Source organism: Bradyrhizobium sediminis (assembly GCF_018736105.1).
In the GTDB taxonomy this organism is placed as follows: domain Bacteria; phylum Pseudomonadota; class Alphaproteobacteria; order Rhizobiales; family Xanthobacteraceae; genus Bradyrhizobium.
In genome coordinates this window covers 1,952,180-1,976,807 of sequence record NZ_CP076135.1, presented here as the reverse complement: position 1 = coordinate 1,976,807, position 24,628 = coordinate 1,952,180, and the positions used below count along the sequence as shown (strand labels likewise).

The window sequence follows — 24,628 nt, the reverse complement described above, 5'->3', positions numbered from 1 at the left end:
AACATGCACCCATCCAAACCTGGGATGAACAGCGTTGCTCAAGACGCGCCCAAGCCGCCCCTCCGATGAGTTCCGCGTTTTAGGAAGGTATCAAGAAGAACAATGGCAAACGCAGCGCAATCCGACGACCGCATCCCCGTCATTGTCGGCGTCGGCGAAATCACCGATCGACCGAAGGAAATCGCCGATGGCCTCGAGCCGCTCGCCTTGCTGGAACAAGCGCTGAAGCGCGCGGAAGCTGACTCAGGCGGCAAAATGCTCGGTGACATCGGCTCGCTCGACGTCGTCAATTTCCTGAGCTGGCGCTACCGCGATCCGGAGAAACAGCTTGCCGGCCGTCTCGGCATCAAGCCGGCACACCTCTATTACGGCCCGGTCGGCGGCGAAAGCCCGATCCGCTATCTACACGAGGCCGCGCAACGCATCGCGCGCGGCGAATGCAGCGTCGCCGCGGTCTGCGGCGCCGAAGCGCAGTCGACCGCAACCAAGGCCGAGCGCGCCAAGATCGAACTGCCATGGACGCCCTTCGCCCATGACGTGGAAGAGCCGAAGCGCGGCGCCGCGTTCCAGAAACCGATGGCCGTGAAGCTCGGCGTGTTCAGGCCGATCACCGTCTATCCGCTCTACGAGACCGCGACCTCGGCGCATTGGGGCCAGACTCCGCGCGAGGCGATGGCGGAATCGGGCGCGCTCTGGTCGGTCTATTCAAAGGTGGCGTCGGAAAACCCCAATGCCTGGCTGAAGCGGCGCTTCAGCCCTGAGGAGATCACGACGCCGACGCCGGACAACCGTCTGATCGCGTGGCCCTACAACAAGCTGATGGTGGCCAATCCGACCGTCAATATGGGCGGGGCCGTTCTCCTGACCAGCCTTGCCAAGGCGCGGGCCTCGGGCGTGCCCGAGGATCGCATCGTTCACGTCTGGGGCGGCGCTTCGGCGGAGGAGCCGCGGGATTATCTCATCCGCGACCAGTTCTACGAGAGCCATCCCCAGAATGCCGTGCTCAAGTCGGTGATGGAGCTGGCCGGCGGCGACGGCAGGAAGTTCGACGCGATCGAACTCTACAGCTGCTTTCCCTGCGTGCCGAAAATGGCGCGGCGGACGCTGGGCCTCGGCCCCGAGGTGCAGCCGACGGTGACCGGCGGTCTCACCTTCTTCGGCGCGCCGCTCAACACCTACATGACGCATGCGGCCTGCGCGATGGTGCGCCGCTTGCGCGGCGGCGCGAAGCTCGGCCTGCTCTACGGCCAGGGCGGCTTCGTCACCAAGCATCACGGACTGGTGTTGTCGCGGCAGGCGCCTGGGCACGCGCTGGCGCAGGATACCAGCGTGCAGGCGGAAGCCGACCGGCATCGCGGCAAGGTGCCCGAATTCGTCACCGAGGCCAGCGGCAAGGGCAAGGTCGAAAGCTTTACCGTGCTCTATGGCCGCAGCGGCGAGGTCGAGCACGGCGTGGTGATGATGCGGACGGCCAATGATTGCCGCGCGCTGGCGCGGGTGCCCGCCAACGACGGCGCGACGCTGGCGCATCTAACGAACATGGACCGCACGCCGGTGGGCTCGCTTGGCGATATCGCCACGGCCGAAGACGGCGTGCTGGAGTGGCGAGTGACGTAACAGAGTCCGCCGTATCCCGCTGCCGCCGGCCTCGTCAGGCCGCCCGCACCGAGTCGAGGAATCTTCCGACCTCGAGCTTGAGGCGGTTGCTGTCACCAGACAGCGACTGCGCCGCTGAAAGAACCTGCGAAGAGGCCGATCCGGTCTCGCTGGCGCCGCGCTGCACGTCGGTGATGTTCGACGAGACCTGCTGGGTCCCGTGCGCCGCCTGCTGCACGTTGCGGGAAATCTCCTGCGTCGCCGCGCCCTGCTCTTCCACCGCCGCCGCGATGGTCGACGAGATCTCCGACAGCTTCTCGATGGTGCCGCTGATTTCCTTGATGGCGTTGACCGAGTCCTGGGTCGCCGCCTGAATGCCGGTGATCTGCTGGCCGATCTCGCCGGTCGCCTTCGCGGTCTGCTCGGCCAGTGCCTTGACCTCGGAGGCCACCACCGCGAATCCGCGGCCGGCTTCGCCGGCGCGTGCCGCTTCGATGGTAGCGTTGAGCGCCAGCAGATTGGTCTGCCCGGCGATGGTATTGATCAGTTCGACCACGTCGCCGATCCGCGCGGCCGCCTTCGACAATTCGCTGACCCGATCGGTCGTGGTGCGGGCCTGGCCGACCGCCTCATTGGCCATCCGCGCCGATTCCTGGACCTGACGGCTGATCTCGTTGACGGACGACGCCATTTCCTCGGTCGCGGATGCCACCGACTGCACATTGGTGGAGGCTTCCTCGGAGGCGGCCGCGACCGCCGTGGTCAGCTCCTGCGCCCGTTCCGCGGTCGAGGTCAGCGTGCCGGCGGAAGCTTCGAGTTCGGTTGAAGCCGAAGACACGGTCTCGACGATCTCACCGACCGCGCCTTCAAAGTCGTCTGCGAGCTTGATCATGTCGGCCTTGCGCCGTTGGGCTGCGATCTGATCCTGCTCGATCTTGGCTTCCGCTTCGTCGCGCGCCTTCTGCTCGGCGTTCTCGCGGATGACGGTCACGGTCTTGGCGAGGTCGCCGATCTCGTCGCCGCGGTTGGCACCTGGAATCTCGATGTCGAGATTGCCGCCGGCCATCTCGCCCAGCGCACCGTTCAGCCGCATCATCGGACGCGCAATCCCCAGGAAGGAGAACATCACCGACACGATCAGCGACAGGACAACGACGACGGTCATGATCAGGTTGATCCGGTTGGCCTGCACCGTTTCGGCAACGACCTCGTCCTTGGAAGCTTTCGCATTCTTTTGCGCGTTGGCGACCGTCAATTCCATCAACTCGGCAGCGTCGGCGACAACCTTGACCGTGCGATTTGTAATGATATCGGCCTTCAATTCCTCGCTCTTGACGACCTCGTCATTGGCGGCCAGGAAGCGTTTCACGATCTTGTCCATGGAGCTGATCACGACCAGCAAGTCCCTGTCGTCAGCCTCGCCCCGCAACTCATTGAAATTGGCCTTGAGCGCGGCCTGGGTCTTCGCAATTAAGGCGCTCAAGCTTGAATCGCCGGTCGCGCCCAGCCGCCAGACCATGGCCTGCAGCGCGTTCACCTTGGCGTCGGCCTTATGCAGCAGCTTTTCGATCTCGGTGCGATTGTCCAGCTTGGCCAGCGCCGGTGAAGCCAGTTCGGCATCGATGGCCTTGGTCCATTCAACGGATATCTCCGAGCGCTTGTCGATCTGCGCGAGCAGCGTGGTTTGGGTTTTCGCCAGATCTTCCACGGCGGACGCGAAGCTGTCCATCAAGGACTTGATCTTCCCAAGTCGTTCCCTGGTCTCCGGCTTCTGCGCGCTCGTCAGCGCGGCATCCAGTTCCTGGGCTTCGGATGCCTTGAAGCGTTGCAGGTCGGCGACGATCTTTTCGACGTCTGCGGGGGTCCTTGCCAATCTGACCTCGCGGGCGGTGAGCTGCATCTTGCGCAGATCCAGATTCGCCCCGAGCGCATTGTCGGCCACCCGTTGCGACCGGTCGGCGCGTTCGGTTGATCCGGCTACAACCGATTCGGTCATCATCTGGTTGGCCGCCATGCCGACCGCCAGCAGTACGCCGACGACACCGGCCAGACCCAGCTTGTTTCCGATGCGATTGAGCTTGATCATGTCAGGGATCCCTCCAGTGTGCCCAAATCTGCAATTGGCGATGGCAAACAGAAACCAGCGACCCGAGCCTTAACCTGGGGCTGGTTAATTCCGGGTTTCGTGGAACTTCGGAGTCACACCGATTGGCCGGGCAAACTTGCCCAACACAAGAAGCCCGGTCCCTCTTGGGGGCCGGGCTGTTCGATTGCCGTCAGCGGTTATCGTCAGGCCGCCCGTACCGAACTCAGGAATTTGCTGACCTCGAGCTTGAGGCGGTTGCTATCGCCGGACAGCGACTGCGCAGCGGAAAGAACCTGCGAGGACGCCGATCCGGTCTCGCTGGCGCCGCGCTGCACGTCGGTGATGTTCGACGAGACCTGCTGGGTGCCGTGCGCCGCCTGCTGCACGTTGCGGGAAATCTCCTGCGTCGCCGCACCCTGCTCTTCCACCGCCGCCGCGATGGTCGACGAGATCTCCGACAGCTTCTCGATGGTGCTGCTGATTTCCTGGATGGCGCCGACCGACTCCTGGGTCGCCGCCTGAATGCCGGCGATCTGCTGGCCGATCTCGCCGGTCGCCTTCGCGGTCTGTTCGGCCAGTGCCTTGACCTCGGAAGCCACCACCGCGAAGCCGCGGCCGGCTTCGCCGGCGCGCGCCGCCTCGATGGTGGCGTTGAGCGCCAGCAGGTTGGTCTGTTCCGCGATGGTATTGATCAGTTCGACCACGTCGCCGATGCGGGCCGCGGCCTTCGACAACGCGCTGACGCGATCGTTGGTCCTGCGCGTCTGGTCGACGGCCTCATTGGCCATCCGCGCCGATTCCTGGACCTGACGGCTGATCTCGTTGACGGACGACGCCATTTCCTCGGTCGCGGAAGCCACCGACTGAACGTTGGTGGAGGCTTCCTCGGAGGCCGCCGCGACCGCCGTGGTCAGCTCCTGCGCCCGTTCCGCAGTCGAGGTCAGCGTGCCGGCAGAGGTTTCGAGTTCGGATGAAGCCGAAGACACGGTCTCGACGATCTCGCCGACGGCGCCTTCGAAGTCGTCGGCGAGCTTGATCATGTCGGCCTTGCGCCGTTGGGCCGCGATCTGATCCTGCTCGATCTTGGCTTCCGCTTCGTCGCGGGCCTTCTGCTCGGCGTTCTCGCGGATGACGGTCACGGTCTTGGCGAGGTCGCCGATCTCGTCGCCGCGGTTGGCACCTGGAATCTCGATGTCGAGATTGCCACCGGCCATCTCACCCAGCGCACCGTTCAGCCGGGTCATCGGACGCGCAATGCCGAGGAAAGAGAAGATCACCGACCCGATCAGCGAAATCACCACCACGACTGCCATCGCCATGCTGATCCGGTTGGCCTGCGCAGTCGCGGCCACGACCTCCTCCTTCGAGGTGTTCATATCCTTCTGCGCGCTCGCAACGGCCGCTTCCATCAATTCGCCGGCCTCGTTGACGACCTTGATCGTCCGATTGGTCGTGATCTCGGCCTTCAATTCCTCGGACCTGACGACATCGCCATTGGCAACGAGAAATTTCTTGATAATGGATTCCAGCGAGTCGATCCTGCCGTGGAATTCCTTGTCATCGGTCTGCTTGCGCGCGGATTTCAAGGCATCCTTGACCGTCCCTTCGGCAATCGCGATCGCCCCCAGCTGTTCGACGTCACCAGTGCCCCCGAACCGCCATGCCGCCGCCCGTATCGCGTTCACGCCGCCGTCCGCCTGGTACAGCAGCTTTTCTATTTCCGGACGGTTCGGCAAGTCAGCCAGCGCCGGCGATGCCAATTCGGATTCGATGGCCTTGGTCCACTCATCGGAGATCACCGACCGCTTGCCGATCTGCGCCAGCAGATCACCTTGGGCTTTCGCAAGCTCCTCGGTGCCGGCGGCGTAGTCGGTCATCAGCGACTTGATGTTCTGTAACCGCTGCCTGGTCTCGGGCCTTTGCGCGCTCGCCAATGCGGCTTCGATCTCCTTCATTTCGACCGCGCCAAACTGGCGCATCTCGGCGACGCCCCTGTCCACTTCGGACCGGGTGCTTGCCAACCTGATGCCGCGGGCGGCGAGTTGCACCTGCCGCATGTTGAGGTGCGCCGTGAGGGTGCTTTCGGCCACGCGTTGGGATCGATCAGCGCGATCGCTCGCTCCGGCCACCGTGGACTCCGTCACCATCTGATTGGCGACCATGCCGATCGCCAGCAAAACGCCGATAGCGCCGGCGAGACCGAGCTTGTTGCCGATGCGATTGAGCTTGATCATTTCATCCAACCTTCTTTTTCTTCTTGGAATCGGGATTTGCCCTGGCGAATCAAATCCCGCGCGCGGCCGGCGCTGTGACGCGAATACCGCTCAAGGTTGTTAGGTTCGGTTAGTTTAAATTTCCGTGAAACTAGGGACCATCCGATCGAGCCTCGCCTGATCGGGGCGAACCGCGCGCAGAGCTTCATGTCAGCGCCTAACGCATCAGCTTGAGCGCGTCGGAGAAAAATTCCGTACCGCCGAAATTGCCCGATTTGAGCGCAAGCAGCATGTCGCCGCCCGCGGCACCGACAGCGCGCAAAACCGGCACTCCTGCAGCAATTTCCTCGCCAACCAGGAAGCCGGGAATCCGCAAGCGATCGACCACGGCGCCTGAAGTTTCGCCACCGGCAACGACCAGTCGCCGCACGCCGGACTGGACCAATCCTTCCGCAATGTCGGCCATCGCCTGCTCGATGGCATGTCCAGTTGCATCGCGGCCATGACGAGACTGCAGAGCCGCAACCTGATCCGGCGTCGAACTGCTGGCAATGAGGATCGGGCCACGAGCGAGACGCTCGCCGGCCCAGGCCAGCGCGCGCCGGACTTCATCCTTGCCCGCAACCACCTGAGCGGGATCGAGGCGCAGCACCGGCATGACAGCTTCGGCGCTTGCGATCTGCTGCAGGGTCGCCTGCGAACAACTGCCGGCAAGGCACGCCGCCGGTCCGCCGACCGGCGCGCCGGCAACCGCATTCGACGCGCTCGACTTGACGCGGCCCGAGGCGACCAGCGCACGGGCGAGACCAAGCCCGATGCCGGAGGCGCCGACGGAGAGCCGGTGATCCAGCGCCACCGCGCCGATGGTTTCGAGGTCGCGGTCGAATACGGCATCGACGATGGCAGCCCCAAAGCCCTTGCCGGCAAGATCGGCCAGCCGCGCCCGGACCGCATCGGGACCACGCGTCAGCACCGCCAGTTCGACCAGGCCGATCCTGGTCCTGCTCTGCCGCGCCAGCACCCGCACCAGGTTGGAATCATGCATCGGGTTGAGCGGATGGTCCTTGAGCGGGCTTTCGTTCAGCGGCACGGAGCCCACGAACAGATTGCCCTGATAGACGGTGCGGCCGGTCTCGGGAAAGGCCGGCGTCACCAGCACGATCGCGTCGCCGGAATCGGCACGCAGCGCGTCCATGACCGGGCCGATGTTGCCGGCGTCGGTGGAATCGAAGGTCGAGCAGATCTTGAACAGCACATGACCAGCGCCCCGGTCACGCAGCCATTTTTCGGCGGCGCGCGAGCGCGACACCGCAAGCCCGGCCTCGATCGAGCGGCTCTTCAGCGACACCACCACCGCGTCGACCTCGGGCAATGCCAGATCGTTGGACGGGACGCCGATGGTCTGCACCGTACGCAGACCGCAGCGGGTCAGCGTGTTGGCGAGATCGGAAGCGCCGGTGTAGTCGTCGGCAATGCAGCCCAGCGCCAGGGTCACGGCTTTGCTCCGGCGTAAGGCTTGAACCAGCCGAGGCCATCGGTCGTCCTGGCCCGCGGGTTGTATTCGCAGCCGACAAAACCGCTATAGCCGAGCCGGTCGAGCTCGGCGAACAGGAACGGATAATTCAGTTCCTCGCCATCAGGCTCGTTGCGCGACGGGATGCTGGCAATCTGGACATGACCGATGATCGGCATCATCTCGCGCAGCCGCATGGTGACGTCGCCATGGATGATCTGGCAGTGATAGATATCGAACTGCAGTTTCAGATTGGGGATTTTCAGCTCATTGATCAGGTCGCGCGCGAACGAGAAATCGTTGAGGAAATAGCCGGGCACGTTGCGCGAATTGATCGGCTCGATCACCACATCGAGGCCATGCGGCGCGAAGAACTCGGCCGTCCAGGCCACCGATTTGTAGAACGCCTCCACCGCCTTGGCATTGCTGCGGCTGGCAATGCCCGCCATCAGATGCAGCCGGTTGACGCCGGTCGCCTGGGCGTAGGGAAGTGCGGTGCGCAGGCTCTGCTGCAGATCGGCGAAGCGCTCGGGCAGCGCCGCAAATCCTTTTTCGCCGGCATCCCAATTGCCCGGCGGCAGGTTGAACAGCGCTTGGGTCAGGCCATTGGCACGCAGCCGCTTGCCGACCTCTTCGGCCGGATGGTCATAGGGGAACAGGAATTCGACGGCGGTAAATCCCGCTTTCGCCGCCGCCTCGAAGCGGTCGAGGAACGGGACCTCGTTGAACATCATCGAGAGATTGGCGGCGAAGCGGGGCATCGACTGTCCTCTGGTTCCTTGAATTCTACTTCGGCTCGCCCGGCAAATGCGTGCCGGTGACCCGGGCATACATCCGCGCCACCGAGGCGTCGTCGTCGCGGCCCATGCCGGAAGCCGATGTCATCAGGAACATCTGCAGCGCCGCGGCCGACACCGGCACCGGAAACTTCGCCGTGCGCGCCATGTCCTGGATGATGCCGAGGTCCTTGACGAAGATGTCGACCGCACTGCGCGGGGTGTAATCGCCGTCAAGCACATGCGGCATGCGGTTCTCGAACATCCAGGAATTGCCGGCCGACGCCGTGATGACTTCATAGACCTTGCGGATATCGAGCCCCTGCTTGGCGGCGAACGCCATCGCTTCCGAGGCGGCGGCGATATGCACGCCGGCCAGCAACTGGTTGATCATCTTGAACGCTGCGCCCTGGCCGGCGGCATCGCCGAGTTCGTAGAGCTTGGCTGCCATCGCATCGAGCGCCGGCCTTGCCTTGGCGAAGGCGGCGGGACTGCCCGAGGCCAGAATGGTGAGTTCGCCCTGCGCCGCGCGCTGCGCGCCGCCCGAGATCGGCGCATCGAGATAATGCCGGCCGCCGGCTTCCAGCTGCTTGGCCAGCCGCCGCGCGACATCCGGATCCATGGTAGCGGAGGAGATGAACACGCCACCCTTGGCCAGCGTTTCGGCCACCCCGTCCTTGCCGAACAGGATGGTCTCGGTCTGGGCGGCGTTGACGACAACGCTGACGGCGATATCGGCGCCCCTGGCGGCCTCGGCCGGCGTCTTCGCGCCCTTGCCGCCGTCGGCGACGAACCTCGCCACGCTGTCCGCCGAGACGTCGCAGCCGGTCACGTCAAAGCCCGCGCGCCGCAGCGAGGTCGCCATGCCAAAACCCATCGAGCCGAGCCCGATGACGGCGATACGCGGTTTTGCGGTTTCAGGCATGCGGCAGTCCCCTCGGCTTCCTCTTTGGCCGGCATCGATGGCCAGCTTTGCCTCTGGGTATCACGGCTTGGCCGCGCTGCCAAAGCATGAGACAAGGCGGCAGAGAGGTGCTGCCATGACCGAAACCAGGGTTCGCGAGGAAATCTGCCGCCTCGGGCGCTCGCTGTTCGAGCGCGGGCTGACGCCGGGCTCTTCTGGCAATATCAGCGTGCGGCTTGACGACGGCGGCTGGCTGGTGTCGCCGACCAATGCGTCGCTCGGCTCGCTGGACCCGGCGCGGTTGTCGCGGCTCGATGCCGACGGTCGGCTCGCCTCCGGCGATGCCCCGACCAAGGAAGTGCCGCTGCATACCGCGCTGTACCAGACCCGCCGCACCGCACGCGCGGTGGTGCACCTGCATTCGACCCATTCGGTGGCGATGTCGATGCTGCCGGAGATCGATCCGCGCGCCGCGCTGCCGCCGATGACGGCCTATTACTTGATGAAATGCGGCTTGACCGCACTGGTGCCGTATTATCGGCCCGGCGATCCGGCCGTGGCGGACGCAATCAAGGGTCTCGCCGGAAAGTATTCGTCAGTGCTTCTAGCCAATCACGGCCCGGTGGTCGCGGGCGAAACGCTGGAAGCCGCGGTCTATGCGATGGAAGAACTGGAAGAAACCGCAAAGCTCTATCTGCTGCTGCGCGGGCTGAACCCGCGTTTCCTGACGCCAGCGCAGATCGCCGACCTGTCAAAGACCTTCGGCCTGACGCTGCCGGAACACGAGCACGAGTAACTCTGCTTGTCCTAGCCGGGCTTGTCCCGGCCATCCACGTCTATGCTGCGCACAAGGAAAGAACTTGCGACACATCCTTGGAGACGCTGCTTCGCGGCTCCTCGGGATGAGGGGTACACGCGCGGAGAAACCGTAGTGGTCATAGCCCCAGATACGCCTTGCGCACGTCGGGATTGCCCTTGATGTCGGCCGCAAGGCCCTGCATCAACACGCGGCCGGTCTGCAGGATGTAGGCGCGGTCGGCGATGTCGAGGCATTCGGCCATACGCTGCTCGACGATCAGCACGGTCATGCCGGCGTCGCGGATTCGCTTCACCGCGGCAAAGATTTCGTCGACCAGTTTCGGCATGATGCCCTGCGACGGTTCATCCAGCATCAACAGCCGCGGCCGCGTCATCAGCGCGCGGCCGATCGCCAGCATCTGCTGCTCGCCGCCGGAGAGCGTTTCGGCGCGCTGCTCCAGGCGCTCCGACAGCCGCGGAAACAGCTGGAACACCAGCGCCAGCGGTTGGTCGCGATCCGCCTCGTGGCGATAGAGATAGCTGCCGAGCCGCAAATTGTCGCGCACCGACAGCCGCGGAAACAGCCGGCGGTTTTCCGGCACATAGGCGATGCCGCGCGCGGTGATCGCATGCTGCGCCAGGCCGTCGATACGCGCACCATCGAAGGTGACGGCGCCGGAGCGCGGACGTTCGGCGCCGGCGATGGATTTCAGCAGCGTCGATTTGCCGGCACCGTTGGCGCCGGCGACGCAGACGATTTCGCCCTTGGCGACATCGAGGCTGACGGCCGAGATGGCGACGAGGCCCTGATAGGCGGTGGTGACTTCATGCACCGACAGCATGACGATCCCCAAGGTAGGCGCTGATGACTTTCGGATCGCGAACGATGTCGGCAGGCTTACCCTCGACCAGCACCTTGCCGAGGTCGAGCACGATGGCGCGGTCGACCAGCGGCATCACGATCTCCATGACATGCTCGACCATCAACACGGTGACGCCGGTGTCGCGTACCTGGCGCACCAGTTCCACTCCGGTTTGCGCCTCGATCGGGGTCAGGCCCGTGAGCACTTCATCCAGCAGCAGCAATTTGGGCTCGGTCGCCAGCGCACGCGCGACCTCGAGCCGGCGTTTTTCCGACGGGATCAACTCGCTGGCCATCACATCGGCGCGGGCGGCGAGGCCGGCGAATTCCAATACCTCATGGGCCTTGCGGCGCGCCTCGCGCATCACCGTGGTGCGGACCAGCGCGCCGACGATGACGTTGTCGATCACGGTCATGGTCTCGAAGCTCTTGACGACCTGGAAGGTGCGGCCGATTCCGCGCACGCAGCGCTCGGCTGCCGGCAGCCTGGTGACGTCCTCGCCGTCAAACCAGATCGAGCCCTGGGTGGGCGGCAGCACGCCCGCGATCAGGTTGAACAGCGTCGACTTGCCGGCGCCGTTGGGACCGATCAGTCCGACGATCTCGCCGCGCCCGACGGAAATAGAGATGTCGCTGTTGGCGATCAGGCCGCTGAATCGTTGCCAGACGCCGCGGGTTTCCAGCAAGGCTGTCATCGGGTCGCTCCCTTGCGACGGCGCGAGAACAGTCCGACCAGGCCCTCCGGCCGCGCCAGCGAGATCAGCACGATCAGGGTGCCGTAGACGATCAGATCGACGCCGCGGCCGGAGCCGCCGATGAAGGACCGCGTCAGTTCGGTGAGCGGGATCAGGATCACGGCGCCGAGCGCCGGTCCCCACAGCGTTCCGATGCCGCCGAGCACGGCGGGTAGCGCCATCAGCAGCGAGTACTGGAAACCCATCACGCTCTCGGGATCGATGTAGGAAACGAACTGCGCATAGAAGCTGCCGCCGACCGCGGTGAGGAATGCCGAGACCGCCGCGGCGCCCATCTTGGAATTGAACACCACCACGCCGAGGCTTTCGGCGGCGTCCGGATTGTCCTTCACCGCGCGCCACCAGTAGCCCCATTTGGAATCTTCCAGCCACCAGGTGACGAACCAGGCGATGCAGGCCAGCGCCAGCGCGAAGTAGAAGTAAGGCAGCTTGCTGCGGGTGAACTGGAACGTCAGCCAGCTGTCGGTGCGGACGGGAATATCGATGCCGAGCGCGGCGCCGGCCCAATCCCAGTTCTGAATCAGCAACAGCGCGATCTCGGCGATCACGATGGTGGCGATGACGAAGTAATGGCCACGCAGGCGGAAACAGGGATAGCCGAGCGCCATCGCGATCACGGCCGATATCAACCCGCCGCCGACCATGCCGAACCACGGCAGCACGCCGAATTTGGTGAAGAGGATCGCGGTCGTGTAGGCGCCGAGCCCGAAATACAGCGCGTGGCCGAGCGAGATCTGCCCGCAATAGCCGGAAAGGATATTCCAGCTCTGCGACAGCGCCGCATACATCAGCGTCAGAACCATGATGTTCTGGACGTAGACGTCCTTTACGAACAGCGGCACCAGCGCCGCGACGAAGGCGAGACAGGCGGCGACGATCAGGTCGCGGCGGCGGCGCTGGGCGAAGGCGGTATCCATCACATCGATCCGAACAGGCCGCGCGGCCGGACAAAGACCACCAGCAGGTAGACCGCGTAGATGCCGACCGATTTCAGCGACGGCGGCATGATCAATGCGGTGGTGGCTTCAACGAGACCGACGATGATGCCGCCGGCGAAGGCGCCGAACACGCTGCCGAAACCGCCCAACGCCACCGTGACATAGGCGATCAGCGCGAACGAGGCGCCGACGTCGGGATAGATGTAGAAGAACATTGCCATGATGGCACCGGCCAGGCCGACCAGCGCCGCGCCGAGGCCCCAGCCCAGCGCGAACACCCTGTTCTTGTCGATGCCGACCAGCGCCACCGCGCCGGCGTCCTCGCGCGTCGCCTCGAGCGCGCGGCCGAAATCGGTGCGGTTGATGAAGAAATACAGCGCGACGAACGCTGTGATCGCCACCAAGGCGCCAATCAGTTGCGGCTGAGGCAGGAAGATGCCGCCGACCGATATGGTTTTGCCGCCGAACCATGAATGGGTGACGCTGCGATAGTCCGGCGTGAAGAAGAACTGCGCCAGGCCGCGCATGACGATGGCGAGGCCGAAGGTGGAGAAAATCTGCACCATGCCGGCATTGGCTTTGGCCCTGACCGCAAAGCGGACGATCACGAGATAGACCACCGCCCCGAATACGAACAGCGCGGCCGCGACCAGCGGCGCCGACAGCAAGGGGTCTATCGCGAAGAAGGCGAACAGGAAGAACGTCGCGTACATCGCGATCATGAGGAACTCGCCGTGGGCGAAGTTCACCACGTCCATCAGGCCGAAGATCAGCGCCAGCCCCACGGCGATCAGGCCGTAGAGCAACCCCATCAGCAGGCCGCTGGCAAGACTCTGGATGATGGTTTCGGCTGTCACGGCCCCCGCCCCTGTCCTGCCGCTTACTTCATCGGCCAGAGCGCTTCGGCGATGGCCGCCTGCGCCGGGAAGACGGTGACGAACTTGCCGCCGACATATTGCAGCAGCACCGGATCGGCGTCGTTGTTCTGGCCCATGTCGTCGAACTTGACGCGCTTCCACGGCATGATGGTCTGCTCGCCCGGCATGTCGGTGGTCGCCAGCGCCGCACGAATCTTTTCGCCATCGGTGGACTTGGCACGGTTGATGGCGTCGGCCATCACGATCAGGCCCATGAACTGCCGCGACGTCAGATCGTTGAAATCCTTACCCGACTTTGCCTTGTACATGGCGTTGATGGTGCCGACGACCGGCCGCTTCTTTGCGAGGTCGAGCGAGAAGCTGCCGCGCGAGATCACGCCTTCGAGCTTGTCGCCGACCGCGTCGTACAGCGCCTTCTCGGAGAAGCCGGCGTCCTGTGCGACGATCGCCTTCGGCTTGTAGCCGAGCTCCGCCATGGTCTTCACCAGGAGAATGCCGTCGGTGGTGTAGCTCGAGGGCATCAGCACGTCGGCGTTGGCGGCTTTGAGCTGCTGAACTTCCGCGGACAGCGACGGCGAATTGGAGCGGTATTTGATGTCGGCGACGATCTTGTAGCCGCGCTCCTTGGCGAGCTTGAGCTGGGCGTTGCCGGAATCGGTGCCGAAAATGGTGTCTTCGTGGAACAGCGACAAGGTCTCGATCTTGGTGCCCTTCTTCTTCAGGGCGTCGAAGAAGTCGAACATCGCAGCCGAGAACATTTCGTCGTGGGCCGCGGGGCGGAAGTAGAATTTGAGGCCGCGGCGATGCAGGCTAGGCGACGAATTGTCGGCCGAAATGAACGGAACCTGGTAGCGCTCGCAGATCTGGCTGACGGTGACAGCCACAGAACTCTGGTAGGTGCCGATGACGGCGCAGACCTTTTCCTGCGTGATCAGGCGCTCGGCCTCGGCGCGGCCCTTCTGGGGATCGCCCTGGTGGTCGGCGAATACGAGCCGAACCTTGGCGCCGCCGAGGCCGGGCAGCCCAACGTCCTTTGCCAGCGGCAGATCGAAATCATGTTTGCTGTTGATGACGTCCGCCGCCGTTCCGTAGGCATGCTGCGCGTCGACGCCGATCTGCGCGTTGGAGCCGGACAGCGGATAGGTGACACCGATCACCACTTCGGACGTTTGCGCGCGACTCGCGATCGGCGAGAAGGCTGCGGCAGCGGTGGCTCCGAGCAATACATTGCGGCGAGTGATGGTCATTGCAGATACCCCCTGTTGATCGCAGTTATCGATGAAACGGCAGAACGTTGCGGTAAAGCCTCAATGAGCGGCAAAGGCTGCCCATCAAAGCACCGCCAATTGCTTGTTCTTGAGATCGGTCACCAGCATCAATCCCGGCGCATGCGTGATCGCGAACGGCAGCTTCGCCGCTGCGATCACCGCTTGCGGTGTCACGCCGCAGGCCCAGAACACCGGAATTTCATCGGCTTCCACCGGCACCGGATCGCCGTAGTCGGGCTTGGCGATATCGGCGATCCCGATCGAATGCGGATGGCCAAGATGAACCGGCGCGCCATGCACGGAAGGAAACCGCGAGGTGATCTGCACCGCGCGGATCGCATCCGCCGGCTTGAACGGCCGCATCGACACCACCATCGGACCCGCGAACGGCCCTGCCGGGTTGCATGCAATGTTGGTGCGATACATCGGCACGCGCACCTTGCGCTCGATGTGACGGATCGGCAGATCGTCCGCCATCAGCGCCTCTTCGAACGAGAATGAGCAGCCGATCACGAAGGCGACCAGATCGTCGCGCCAATGCGCCATGATCTCGGTCGGCTCTTCCACCACCTCGCCGTCGCGCCAGACCCGGTAGCGCGGCAGATCGGTGCGGATGTCGAGATCGATCCCGAGCGAGGGAATATGGGGGTCGCCGACGTCGGACATGCCGATGATCGGGCAGGGTTTGGGATTGAGCTGGCAGAACCGGTGAAACGAAGCTGCGAGATTCTCCGGCAGGATCACCAGATTGCCCTGCACGAAACCATTGGCCATGCCGGCGGTGCTGGTGACGGCGCCGGTGCGGCAGGCCCGCCGGGCCGCCACGCTTGGCGACAGATCGGCCGCCTTGTCGTCCAACAGCCGTTCCGTTCTTGCCAAGCCGGTCATCGTCGATCCCGCCCAAATTAGCTCGACAGCCAATGGGCCATAGAGCTAGCATAATGTCTAATCGTTGTTTTTGATCAAAATCGATAAATTGAATTTATCGAACTGGGAGCTTTGGAAGCATGGTCGATTTCAAGGCAATCGAGACCTTCATGTGGGTGGTGACGCTCGGCAGCTTTCGCGGCGCCGCGCAAAAGCTCAACACCACCCAGCCTGCGATCTCGCAGCGGATCGCGCAGCTCGAGCACGAGGTCGGGGTCAGGCTCCTGCAGCGCGACCGGCGCATGGTGCTGCCGACACCGAGCGGGCGGCAGATGATGGTGTATGCCGAGAAGCTGATCGGGCTGCGCTCGGAGATGCTGGCCGCGGTCGGCGATCGCTCGGCGATGCGTGGCGTGCTGCGGCTCGGCGTCGCCGAAACCATCGTCCACACCTGGCTGTCGCAACTGGTCAAGAGCGTCAATCGCACCTATCCCAATCTCTCGCTCGAAATCGAGGTCGACATCACCTCGAACTTGCGGACGCGGCTCTTGGCGCAGGAAATCGAGCTCGCCTTCCTGCTCGGGCCGATAACGGCGCCGACCGTCAGCAACCGGGTGCTGTGCGACTATCCCGTAGGCTTTCTCGCCAGCCCTTCGCTTGGGCTGGGCCAGCGCAGGCTGACGGTGCACGATCTGGCGAAATTCCCCATGATCACGTTTCCGCGCAAGACCCCACCCTATGAACTGGTGCGCTCGCTGTTCAATCGCCCGGACTTGCCGCCGATGCGCCTGCACGCCAGCGCTTCGATCGCCACCGTCGTACACATGGCCATCGAAGGCCTCGGCATTGCGGTCATTCCAACCGCGATCGTCGAAAGCGAAATGGCGGATGGGCGGCTGCAACTGCTGTCGACCAATCTGCAGATGCCGCTGCTGACATTTGCGGCAAGCTGGCTCACTTCCCCCGACACCGTCGCGGTCGAACGCGTGGCCGAACTCGCCGCCAACCTCGCGCAGGGCAGCACTGTCATTGACGCGCCGCTGCAGGCGCGTCATTGAAAACCCTCGAATGCGCGCGGCTCCTGAATTTCCGGAAATGGCTCCATGACCAAGATCGCTTCCAACCTGCAGATCGACTCCGCCCGGCTCTGGGATACGATTCACGAAACCGCGAAATTCGGCGGCACCCCCAAAGGCGGGGTGCGGCGGCTGACGCTGGGCCCCGAAGACAAGCAGGTGCGCGACTGGTTCCGCCGGGCGTGCGAGGCCGCGGGCCTCGACGTGCACGTCGACGCGCTCGGCTCGATGTTCGGCCTGCGCAAGGGCCGCGACATGTCGAAGCCGCCGGTCGGCTTGGGCTCGCATCTCGATACCCAGCCCACGGGGGGCAAGTTCGACGGCGTGCTCGGCACGCTGGCGGCGCTCGAAGTGGTGCGTACGCTCAACGATGCCGGGATCGAGACCGAGGCGCCGATCTGCATCGTCAACTGGACCAATGAGGAAGGCTCGCGCTTTGCCCCGGCGATGATGGCCTCGGCGGCGTATGTCGGCGACTTCACCACCGACGATATCCTGTCGCGCAAGGACGCCGACGGTGTCACCGTGGCTGAGGCGCTGGACAGCATCGGCTATCGCGGCGAAGCCCCGGTCGGCACGCAGAAATTCGCAAGCTTTGTCGAGCTGCACATCGAACAGGGTCCGATTCTGGAAGCCGAGCACAAGACCATCGGCGTGGTCGATTCCGGCCAGGGCGTGCTGTGGTACGACGGCAAGATCACCGGCTTCGAAAGCCATGCCGGCTCGACGCCGATGCCGCTGCGCCGCGACGCGCTCGCCACTCTGTCGGAAATCGTGCTGGCGATGGAGAGCATCGCGAGGAAGCACGGACCCAAGGCAGTCGGCACCATCGGCGAAGCCGTGATTGCCAACCCCTCGCGCAATGTCATTCCCGGCGAAATCGCCTTCACCGTGGATTGCCGCAGCGCCGACGCCGCGATCATGGACGCGCTCGACAGGGATTTGCGCGTGGCGGTGGCCGAGATCGCCGCGCGGCGCAAGGTCAACGTCAAGCTCGATCTGGTCTGGCGCAAGCCTCCGACCCATTTCGACCCCAAACTGGTCGATGCGGTGGAGAACGCGGCCCAGGCGCTCGGCTATTCCAACCGGCGCATCACCTCGGGCGCGGGCCATGATGCCTGCAACCTCAACACCCGCATTCCCACCGCGATGGTGTTCGTGCCCTGCAAGGATGGCGTCAGCCACAACGAACTCGAGGACGCCACGCAGGCCGATTGCGCCGCGGGCGCCAATGTGTTGATGCATACCGTGCTGGCGCTTGCCGGCGTCGCTTCCTGATCGTCAGCCAACCACCGGAGAATTCAGTGCGCGGAGTTTTTGTCGACGCCAACGAATCGCTCGCCGTCATCTTCGAGCGGCTGGAAAAACCGGGCGATCCCAAGGTCCGCATCCATCGCGACCCCGATATCACCCCGGAGCAGTACCCCGAGGTGCTCGGCGGCGCCGAGATCGCCATCGTCGATCACACCGCGCTGCCGACCGAAATCGCGAAAAAATGCACCGGCCTGAAGCACGTGGTGTTTCTGGGCACCGGCGCGCGCAGCTACATGAATCCGGAGGAACTCGCCGGGCTCGGCATCGAAGTGCACCTGATCAAGGGCTATGGCGATACCGCGGTGGCCGAATGCGCCATCGCGCTGATGTGGGCGGCAGCGCGCGGCATCGCCGAGATGGACCGCGAAATGCGCGCCGGCAACTGGCTGCGCGAGGACGGCATGCAGCTGACCGGCAAGACGCTCGGCCTGATCGGCTTCGGCGGCATCGCCGCGGAAGTGGCGCGGATCGCGCGCGGCAGCGGCATGCGCGTGATCGCCTGGAACCGGTCGCCGAAGAGTTCTGCCGGCGTCGACTTCGTGACGCTGGAAAAATTGCTGGCCGAAAGCGACGTGGTCTCGCTTCACCTGTTGCTGAACGACGAAACCCGCGGCTTTCTCTCGGCAGAACGCATCGCGGCGATGAAGCCGGGCGTGATCCTCGTCAACACCGCGCGCGGAGCGATGGTGGATGAGCAAGCGATGATCGACGCGCTGAAGTCGGGCCAGATCCGGCACGCCGGCCTCGACGTCTTCAACATCGAGCCGCTGCCGAAGGATCACCCGCTGAACAAGCTGCGCAACGTGACGCTGTCGGCGCATTCGGCGTTCCGCACGCCGGAGGCGAGCGAGAACCTGATTGGCGCCGCGTGGGAGCATTGCCGAAGGATCGCGGCGGGAACCTGAGCGGCTTCGCCCGGTCTCCCCGCCGCATCGGCCCCCACCGAGATCCGGTCGGATATCAGAACTTGTAGGTCAGACCGGTTCCGATCAGCCACGGATCGAGATTGACCTTGCCGGTGACCGGCACACCGCCGCCGAGCGTGCCGTCCCAGTTCGGACGCAGCCAGATCTTCTTGACGTCGACGTTCAGGCCGACATGCTTGTTGATCATGTAGTCGAATCCGATCTGCGCGGCCGGTGCCCACGTATTCTGCAGGTGGCTGTTGGTGACGATCACGCCCGCATTGTTGAAGGTGTTGCCGGCCGACTGATTGAAGAACACCGTATAGTTCACGCCGGCGCCGATATAGGGCTTGAACGCGCCGAGATCGGTGAAGTGATACTGCAGCGTCAGCGTCGGCGGCAGCAGCCAGGCCCTGCCCACGTCGAGGCCGGCCGTGGCGGGGACGCCGGTACCGGTCACTTCGTGACGGGTGACGCCGAGAATGAGTTCGGCCGCGATGTTGCGGGTGAAGAAGTAGGAGATGTCGAGCTCCGGAATGATCGCATCCGAGGTCTTCAGGCCCGATCCCGGCACCTGGTCGACCCAGCCCGAATCACGGGTGACGACGCCGAGCGCGCGCAGGCGGATCATCCAGGGATTCCAGGCTTCGACCGCCGGCGCCTTGGTGTAGACCGGCAAATCAGCGGCTGAAGCGGCTGTCGCGAGTCCAAAGATCCCGGCAGCCAAAGCGAGCGACGGGATCGCAGTTCTTGTTCTTGTCTTCATGAAAATCCCCAATATTTGCCGGTACGAATGATTCCGCATCGACTGACCTTCACAAATGCCTTCGCGCGATCCGAAAAATTGATCTGCGTCAATTCGTGTGTGCTCCGCACAAACCGCGCGCGACTGTTGCCGCGCCGACACGGAACTCACGAATGCAACTGAATCGCACGTCCGCGAATGATTGCTATCTGCAGAGGACCGCGTTCGAGTGGGAACTATTCTGCATAGTCAACGCAGTTGGCGCATTCGGCGTTGTGCTCCGACGAAGCGAGCTAGAACCAGATCGCGGCTGCGTGGAAGTATTGCAAACGGATCGCGGCGACAACCTGAACCGCCGCACATGGCGCCTCATCCCGAGGAGCGGCCACTTGGCCGCGTCTCGAGGGATGAGGATGAAGGATGTGGATGATGTGGATATTGCCCGGCCTCATGGTTCGAGACGGCGCTATCGCGCCTCCTCACCATGAGGGTCCGGCTTCCCTACTCCACCATCTCCGCGACCGCCTTGCCGCACGCGACCGTATCGGCATTGCCGCCGAGATCGCGGGTCCGCAGCGTCCGTTCGCCGAGCGTGCGTTCGATCGCAGCCACGATCGAGGCCGCCGCCTGCTTCTCGCCGAGGTGCTCCAGCATCATCGCACCCGACCAGATCATGCCGATCGGGTTGGCGATGCCCTGCCCCGCGATGTCGGGCGCCGAGCCGTGCACCGGCTCGAACACCGACGGGAAATGGCCTTCCGGGTTGATGTTGCCCGATGGCGCGATGCCGATGGTGCCGGTGCAGGCCGGACCGAGATCGGACAGGATGTCGCCGAACAAATTGGAACCGACCACGACGTCGAACCAATCCGGATGCAGCACGAAGTTCGCGGTGAGAATGTCGATGTGGTACTTGTCCCACTTCACCTTGGGATAGTTTTTCGCCATCGCCTCCACGCGCTCGTCCCAATACGGCATGGTGATGGAGATGCCGTTGGATTTGGTCGCCGAGGTCAGGTGCTTCTTCGGCCGCGACTGCGCCAGCTCGAATGCGAATTTCAGGATGCGGTCGACGCCGATCCGGGTCATCACGGTCTGCTGGGTGACGAATTCGCGGTCGGTATCCGGGAACATCCGCCCGCCGACCGATGAATATTCGCCCTCGGTGTTCTCGCGCACCACCCAGAAATCGATGTCGCCGGGCTTGCGGTTGGCGAGCGGCGACGGCACCCCCGGCATCAGCCGCACCGGACGCAAATTGACGTACTGGTCGAACTCCCGGCGGAACTTGATCAGCGATCCCCACAGGGAAACATGATCGGGGATCTTCGCGGGCCAGCCGACCGCGCCGAAATAGATCGCGTCATGCTTGCCGATCTTCGCCTTCCAGTCCTCCGGCATCATCTCGCCGTGCTTCTCGTAATAGTCCCAGGAGGCGAAATCGAAATGATCGAAATGCACCGATACTCCGTGCTTTTTCGCGGCCTGTTCCAGCACCCGCAACCCTTCCGGCGCCACTTCCTTGCCGATGCCGTCGCCGGGAATGACCGCGATCCGGTATTGCTTTTTTTCGTTGCTCATCGGGGATTTCCTTATGGTCTTGAAGGGCCGCTAACGCCGTTTGCTGGATCGGATTGCAATGGACCAAAGTCGGCTGCGGTGCAACGCTGCAGTGCAATGTTGACCGTCTCAGCGGCGGCGGCCTAACAATCCGGTCCCACCCGATGACCGGCCCCCAATCACAGAGAGAAATCGCCATGGACCTGCATTTGCGCGGCAAGCGCGTCCTGATCACGGGCGCATCGAAGGGCATCGGCGCGGCCGCCGCCGAAGCCTTCGCCGAAGAGGGCTGCCACCTGCTGCTTGCGGCCCGCAGCGGCGATCAGTTGAAGGCGCTGGCCGAGCGGCTGCGCTCGGCGCACCAGATCGACGCCGCCACTGCCCTCGTCGACCTGCGCAACCCTGCGGACATTGCGAAACTGGTGAAGGACGCCGCCGATATCGACATCCTCGTCAACAATGCCGGCGACATTCCCGGCGGCTCGATCGACAAGATCGACGAGGCGACCTGGCGTCATGCCTGGGAGCTGAAAGTGTTCGGCTACATCAACCTCACCCGCGCCATCTACGCGCAGATGAAGGCGCGCGGCCACGGCGTCATCATCAACGACATCGGCGCCGCCGGCGAGAAGTTCGACGCCAATTATATCTGCGGCAGCGCCGGCAACGCCGCGCTGATGGCGTTGACCCGCGCGCTCGGGGGAAAAAGCCTTGCCGACAACATCCGCGTGGTCGGCATCAATCCCGGGCCGGTCGGTACCGATCGCCACGTCACGCTCTTGAAGACCCGCGCCAGGAACCAGTTCGGCGACGAAAACCGCTACAAGGAATTTCAGAAGGGCATGCCGCTCGGCCGCCCCGCCCATACCCGCGAGATCGGCGATCTGATGGCGTTCCTCGCCTCCGACCGCTCCGGCTATACCTCGGGCGTGATCTTTACGGTCGATGGCGGGCACACGTCGGGCTGGGGGTAGTGGTATAGACGCAAGCTCAACCTCATCCTGAGGAGCCGCGAAGTGGCGTCTCGAAGGATGGGACGCTGGCACCTCGCTCCCTCATCCTTCGAGACGCGGCGAAGACGCCGCTCCTCAGGAAGAGGTCAAATAGCCGTCCTCTCGAACAGCTGCCGTATCAGCGTCGTTACCCGCCCCGCCGGCGACAGCATTTCGTTCATGATCGTAAAGTGATTGGCGCCCGGGATCTCTTCATAGGTCACCGGCAATCCATATTTGGCGCGGTGCCCGGCAAAATCCGAAGTCTGCCGGCGCAGCAGCGGCAATTCGGCGTCGCCCACCACCAGCGACAGCGGTTTTGGCGCGCCGCCGGCCTGCATCATGGGCGAGTTACGGCGCGACATCGCTTCATCCAGCCCGAGCTTGACGTTGAGATAGGAGTGCCGGATCGGCTCGAGATCATAGACGCCCGAGATCGCCATGCCTGCCCGCACATTCGGATTCGACAGCGCCATCGCGGTGAGGTGGCCGCCCGCCGACCAGCCCGACACCACGATCCCGCGCGCGTCGGCGCCGAGCGCGGGCAATTGCCCGGCGAGGTAGTCGATCCCCTGATGAATTTCACCTACGATCTGGTCGAGCGTCGCATCCGGCGCCAGCGTGTAGCCGATCAGCGCGACATTAATGCCATGCGCCATCGGGCCTTCGGCAAACAGCGCAAAGACTTCCTTCGCCCGGTTCTGCCAGTAGCCGCCGTGGATGAACAGCAGCGTCGGCACCTTCTCCGCGGCCTTGAGGAAATCGATCCGGTTGCGGTCGCGCGGGCCGTAGCGGAGGTCGAGATGCGTGGGGTGCCGCTTGCGTATTTCGGCGGAGCGCTGCTCCCAGCCGGCGACCATCTCGGCGCTGCCGGCAACCGCAACGCCGTTGTTGAGGCCGAGGTCGCGCTCCTCCTGGCTCATCTTGCGCCAGTCGGGCGTATCTGAAGGCGTCAACATGCGGGAATCTCCGGGACGGCGGCGGGTATTTCCACTTTGCCGGAAAATGTTTTACAGCACTAGGCAATCCGTGGCTTCGAGCCGGAATGAACGGGAGAAATACGAGTGGCTGATCAGGGACTGGTAAATGCGACGGCGTGCGCCATCGTCGACAAACTGAACAAGGGCGAAGTCACCCCGCTCGATCTGCTCGACGTGCTGGAGAAGCGCATCGCCGAGGTCGACGGCAAGGTGAACGCGCTGCCGACGCTGTGCTTCGACCGCGCCCGGGCGCATGCCAAAGAACTGATGAAGAAGCCGGCCGGGAGCCGCGGCCTGCTGGCGGGCATGCCGGTTCCGATCAAGGACCTCACCAATGTCGCGGGTGTACTGACGACGCAGGGCTCCCCGATCTACAAGGACAATATCCCCGCACGTTCCGATATCCTGGTCGAACATCTCGAAAGCAATGGCGGCGTGATCTACGCCAAATCCAACACGCCGGAATTCGGCGCCGGCGCCAACACGTTCAACGAGGTGTTCGGCGCGACCCGCAATCCCTGGGATACGTCGCGCTCGGCCGCCGGCTCCTCCGGGGGAGCTGCGGTGGCGCTCGCCACCGGCATGGCCTGGCTGGCGCATGGTTCCGACATGGGCGGCTCGCTGCGTAATCCCGCCAGCTTCTGCGGCATCGTCGGTCTGCGCCCGAGCATCGGCCGCGTCGCGCATACGCCGGCCGCCGCGATCGACCGCAATCTCGGCGTGCAGGGCCCGATGGCGCGCAATGTCGAGGATCTCGCGCTGCTGCTCGACGCCATGAGCGGCGAGCATGCGGCCGATCCGCTGTCGCTGCCGGCGCTGCCGACCTCGTTCCTGTCCGCCGCACGTTCCGGCAACAAGCCGAAGCGCATCGCCTATTCGCCGGATCTCGGCATCACCCCGGTCGATCCCGAGGTTGCCGCCATCACCCGCAAGGCGGCGCAGCGTTTCGCCGAGGCCGGCGCCATCGTCGAGGACGCGCATCCGGACCTGCGCGAGGCCCATGAATGCTTCCACGTGCTGCGCGCCTTCGACTTCGCGCTCAGCAAGGCGGCGCTGCTGCGCGAGAAGCGCGATCAGCTCAAGCCCGAGGTGATCTGGAACATCGAGGAAGGTCTCAAGCTCACGGTCGAGCAGCTCGAGCGCGCCGAGGCCCAGCGGGTGGCGATGACCGCGCGCACGCTGGAATTTTTCAACAGCTACGATCTGCTGCTGACGCCGGCGACCATCGTCGCACCGTTTCCGGTCGAGAACCGCTATGTCGCCGAATGCGCCGGCAAGAAATTCGACAACTACGTCGAATGGCTCGGCATCGTCTATGCGATCACGCTGGTGTGCTGCCCGGCGCTGTCGCTGCCGTGCGGGTTCACCGCGTCCGGCTTGCCGGTCGGCCTGCAGATGGTGGCGCCGCCGCGCGGCGAGGCAAGGCTTCTCGCCGGCGCCAAAGTGCTGGAGGATATTCTCGGTGTACGCGGCACCACGCCGATCGATCCGAGGCCGCCGAAGTAACGCCGCGGCTCGCCCGCAGCCTCATGGCTCGAGACGCGCGACGCGCTCCTCACCATGAGGGTCTGAGACCTCATCCCCGCGTAACGGCAAAGCCGT

21 protein-coding genes are annotated in these 24,628 nt (G+C 64.3%); 7 read left to right on the top strand and 14 right to left on the bottom strand.

The window, feature by feature from the left end; genetic code table 11:
• The first annotated feature begins 102 nt into the window (after positions 1-102).
• Entirely contained in the window at positions 103-1,617 is a 1,515-nt protein-coding gene (locus KMZ68_RS09480) for an acetyl-CoA acetyltransferase (RefSeq protein ID WP_215615513.1), read from the top strand.
• Between the two features lie 34 nt (positions 1,618-1,651).
• Here the strand turns inward: KMZ68_RS09480 and KMZ68_RS09475 are convergent, their stop codons facing one another.
• From KMZ68_RS09475 to ltnD, 5 genes are all read right to left on the bottom strand, one after another.
• Positions 1,652-3,679: a methyl-accepting chemotaxis protein gene (locus KMZ68_RS09475; protein ID WP_215616271.1), complete on the bottom strand. Its 2,028-nt coding sequence runs from the start codon at positions 3,677-3,679 to the stop codon at positions 1,652-1,654.
• Positions 3,680-3,885: 206 nt separating this feature from the next.
• Positions 3,886-5,916 carry a methyl-accepting chemotaxis protein gene (locus KMZ68_RS09470; protein WP_249779576.1) on the bottom strand — a complete coding sequence of 677 codons (2,031 nt, stop codon included), beginning with the start codon at positions 5,914-5,916 and terminating at the stop codon, positions 3,886-3,888.
• 196 nt (positions 5,917-6,112) lie between these two features.
• A complete protein-coding gene (otnK, locus tag KMZ68_RS09465) occupies positions 6,113-7,390 on the bottom strand; it encodes a 3-oxo-tetronate kinase (RefSeq protein WP_215615512.1) in 1,278 nt (425 codons plus the stop codon).
• The gene (gene otnI, locus KMZ68_RS09460) at positions 7,387-8,169 is read right to left on the bottom strand and encodes a 2-oxo-tetronate isomerase (RefSeq protein WP_215615511.1); all 783 of its coding nucleotides are present in this window, start codon (positions 8,167-8,169) and stop codon (positions 7,387-7,389) included. Before otnI ends, otnK begins: the two co-directional genes overlap by 4 nt.
• A gap of 25 nt (positions 8,170-8,194) precedes the next feature.
• Positions 8,195-9,109, bottom strand: coding sequence for an L-threonate dehydrogenase (gene ltnD / locus KMZ68_RS09455; protein ID WP_215615510.1), 915 nt, complete (start codon positions 9,107-9,109; stop codon positions 8,195-8,197).
• Positions 9,110-9,224: 115 nt separating this feature from the next.
• On the opposite strand from ltnD, the gene otnC reads away from it, so the two are divergent.
• Positions 9,225-9,884 (top strand): 3-oxo-tetronate 4-phosphate decarboxylase, encoded by a 660-nt coding sequence (otnC, locus tag KMZ68_RS09450; RefSeq protein WP_215615509.1) that lies wholly within the window; start codon positions 9,225-9,227, stop codon positions 9,882-9,884.
• A 139-nt stretch (positions 9,885-10,023) separates the two neighbouring features.
• Here the strand turns inward: otnC and KMZ68_RS09445 are convergent, their stop codons facing one another.
• The 6 genes from KMZ68_RS09445 to KMZ68_RS09420 form a co-directional block, all read right to left on the bottom strand.
• The gene (locus KMZ68_RS09445; RefSeq protein WP_215615508.1) at positions 10,024-10,728 is read right to left on the bottom strand and encodes an ABC transporter ATP-binding protein; all 705 of its coding nucleotides are present in this window, start codon (positions 10,726-10,728) and stop codon (positions 10,024-10,026) included.
• Positions 10,712-11,443, bottom strand: coding sequence for an ABC transporter ATP-binding protein (locus KMZ68_RS09440; RefSeq protein ID WP_215615507.1), 732 nt, complete (start codon positions 11,441-11,443; stop codon positions 10,712-10,714). Before KMZ68_RS09440 ends, KMZ68_RS09445 begins: the two co-directional genes overlap by 17 nt.
• Positions 11,440-12,420, bottom strand: coding sequence for a branched-chain amino acid ABC transporter permease (locus KMZ68_RS09435; protein WP_215615506.1), 981 nt, complete (start codon positions 12,418-12,420; stop codon positions 11,440-11,442). The genes KMZ68_RS09440 and KMZ68_RS09435 overlap by 4 nt, the downstream gene beginning before the upstream one ends.
• Complete coding sequence (locus KMZ68_RS09430) at positions 12,420-13,253, bottom strand: branched-chain amino acid ABC transporter permease (protein WP_249779627.1); 834 nt, start codon at positions 13,251-13,253, stop codon at positions 12,420-12,422. Before KMZ68_RS09430 ends, KMZ68_RS09435 begins: the two co-directional genes overlap by 1 nt.
• Positions 13,254-13,321: 68 nt before the next feature.
• On the bottom strand, positions 13,322-14,566 hold the full coding sequence (locus KMZ68_RS09425) for an ABC transporter substrate-binding protein (RefSeq protein ID WP_215615504.1): 1,245 nt from the start codon (positions 14,564-14,566) through the stop codon (positions 13,322-13,324).
• Between the two features lie 84 nt (positions 14,567-14,650).
• The gene (locus KMZ68_RS09420) at positions 14,651-15,475 is read right to left on the bottom strand and encodes a putative hydro-lyase (RefSeq protein ID WP_215615503.1); all 825 of its coding nucleotides are present in this window, start codon (positions 15,473-15,475) and stop codon (positions 14,651-14,653) included.
• 119 nt (positions 15,476-15,594) lie between these two features.
• Between KMZ68_RS09420 and KMZ68_RS09415 the strand changes: the two genes are divergently transcribed.
• The 3 genes from KMZ68_RS09415 to KMZ68_RS09405 are packed head-to-tail and all read left to right on the top strand — an operon-like array spanning position 15,595 to position 18,749.
• On the top strand, positions 15,595-16,512 hold the full coding sequence (locus KMZ68_RS09415) for a LysR family transcriptional regulator (RefSeq protein ID WP_215615502.1): 918 nt from the start codon (positions 15,595-15,597) through the stop codon (positions 16,510-16,512).
• 45 nt (positions 16,513-16,557) lie between these two features.
• On the top strand, positions 16,558-17,808 hold the full coding sequence (locus KMZ68_RS09410) for a Zn-dependent hydrolase (RefSeq protein ID WP_215615501.1): 1,251 nt from the start codon (positions 16,558-16,560) through the stop codon (positions 17,806-17,808).
• A 26-nt stretch (positions 17,809-17,834) separates the two neighbouring features.
• Complete coding sequence (locus KMZ68_RS09405; protein ID WP_215615500.1) at positions 17,835-18,749, top strand: NAD(P)-dependent oxidoreductase; 915 nt, start codon at positions 17,835-17,837, stop codon at positions 18,747-18,749.
• Positions 18,750-18,804: 55 nt separating this feature from the next.
• Here the strand turns inward: KMZ68_RS09405 and KMZ68_RS09400 are convergent, their stop codons facing one another.
• Positions 18,805-19,515, bottom strand: coding sequence for an OmpW/AlkL family protein (locus KMZ68_RS09400; protein WP_249779575.1), 711 nt, complete (start codon positions 19,513-19,515; stop codon positions 18,805-18,807).
• A 480-nt stretch (positions 19,516-19,995) separates the two neighbouring features.
• Positions 19,996-21,075: a tartrate dehydrogenase gene (locus tag KMZ68_RS09395; RefSeq protein WP_215615498.1), complete on the bottom strand. Its 1,080-nt coding sequence runs from the start codon at positions 21,073-21,075 to the stop codon at positions 19,996-19,998.
• Between the two features lie 176 nt (positions 21,076-21,251).
• On the opposite strand from KMZ68_RS09395, the gene KMZ68_RS09390 reads away from it, so the two are divergent.
• Positions 21,252-22,028, top strand: coding sequence for an SDR family oxidoreductase (locus KMZ68_RS09390; RefSeq protein ID WP_215615497.1), 777 nt, complete (start codon positions 21,252-21,254; stop codon positions 22,026-22,028).
• A gap of 125 nt (positions 22,029-22,153) precedes the next feature.
• Here KMZ68_RS09390 and KMZ68_RS09385 read toward each other — a convergent pair whose 3' ends face one another.
• Complete coding sequence (locus KMZ68_RS09385) at positions 22,154-23,005, bottom strand: alpha/beta hydrolase (RefSeq protein WP_215615496.1); 852 nt, start codon at positions 23,003-23,005, stop codon at positions 22,154-22,156.
• 105 nt (positions 23,006-23,110) lie between these two features.
• Here KMZ68_RS09385 and KMZ68_RS09380 point away from each other — a divergent pair, with 105 nt between their 5' ends.
• Positions 23,111-24,532 (top strand): amidase, encoded by a 1,422-nt coding sequence (locus tag KMZ68_RS09380; RefSeq protein WP_215615495.1) that lies wholly within the window; start codon positions 23,111-23,113, stop codon positions 24,530-24,532.
• Positions 24,533-24,628 lie beyond the last annotated feature (96 nt).

Bases quoted from the DNA above. Each gene is read 5' to 3' on its own strand.
- KMZ68_RS09415 (WP_215615502.1), top strand. From the start codon at position 15,595: ATGGTCGATTTCAAGGCAATCGAGACCTTCATGTGGGTGGTGACGCTC.
- otnI (WP_215615511.1), bottom strand. From the start codon at position 8,169: ATGCCCCGCTTCGCCGCCAATCTCTCGATGATGTTCAACGAGGTCCCG.
- KMZ68_RS09390 (WP_215615497.1), top strand. From the start codon at position 21,252: ATGGACCTGCATTTGCGCGGCAAGCGCGTCCTGATCACGGGCGCATCG.
- KMZ68_RS09395 (WP_215615498.1), bottom strand. From the start codon at position 21,075: ATGAGCAACGAAAAAAAGCAATACCGGATCGCGGTCATTCCCGGCGAC.
- KMZ68_RS09435 (WP_215615506.1), bottom strand. From the start codon at position 12,420: ATGGATACCGCCTTCGCCCAGCGCCGCCGCCGCGACCTGATCGTCGCC.
- KMZ68_RS09410 (WP_215615501.1), top strand. From the start codon at position 16,558: ATGACCAAGATCGCTTCCAACCTGCAGATCGACTCCGCCCGGCTCTGG.
- KMZ68_RS09480 (WP_215615513.1), top strand. From the start codon at position 103: ATGGCAAACGCAGCGCAATCCGACGACCGCATCCCCGTCATTGTCGGC.
- KMZ68_RS09440 (WP_215615507.1), bottom strand. From the start codon at position 11,443: ATGACAGCCTTGCTGGAAACCCGCGGCGTCTGGCAACGATTCAGCGGC.
- KMZ68_RS09430 (WP_249779627.1), bottom strand. From the start codon at position 13,253: ATGGGGTTGCTCTACGGCCTGATCGCCGTGGGGCTGGCGCTGATCTTC.
- KMZ68_RS09385 (WP_215615496.1), bottom strand. From the start codon at position 23,005: ATGTTGACGCCTTCAGATACGCCCGACTGGCGCAAGATGAGCCAGGAG.
- KMZ68_RS09400 (WP_249779575.1), bottom strand. From the start codon at position 19,515: ATGAAGACAAGAACAAGAACTGCGATCCCGTCGCTCGCTTTGGCTGCC.
- otnC (WP_215615509.1), top strand. From the start codon at position 9,225: ATGACCGAAACCAGGGTTCGCGAGGAAATCTGCCGCCTCGGGCGCTCG.
- KMZ68_RS09445 (WP_215615508.1), bottom strand. From the start codon at position 10,728: ATGCTGTCGGTGCATGAAGTCACCACCGCCTATCAGGGCCTCGTCGCC.
- ltnD (WP_215615510.1), bottom strand. From the start codon at position 9,109: ATGCCTGAAACCGCAAAACCGCGTATCGCCGTCATCGGGCTCGGCTCG.
- KMZ68_RS09470 (WP_249779576.1), bottom strand. From the start codon at position 5,916: ATGATCAAGCTCAATCGCATCGGCAACAAGCTCGGTCTCGCCGGCGCT.
- KMZ68_RS09425 (WP_215615504.1), bottom strand. From the start codon at position 14,566: ATGACCATCACTCGCCGCAATGTATTGCTCGGAGCCACCGCTGCCGCA.
- KMZ68_RS09420 (WP_215615503.1), bottom strand. From the start codon at position 15,475: ATGACCGGCTTGGCAAGAACGGAACGGCTGTTGGACGACAAGGCGGCC.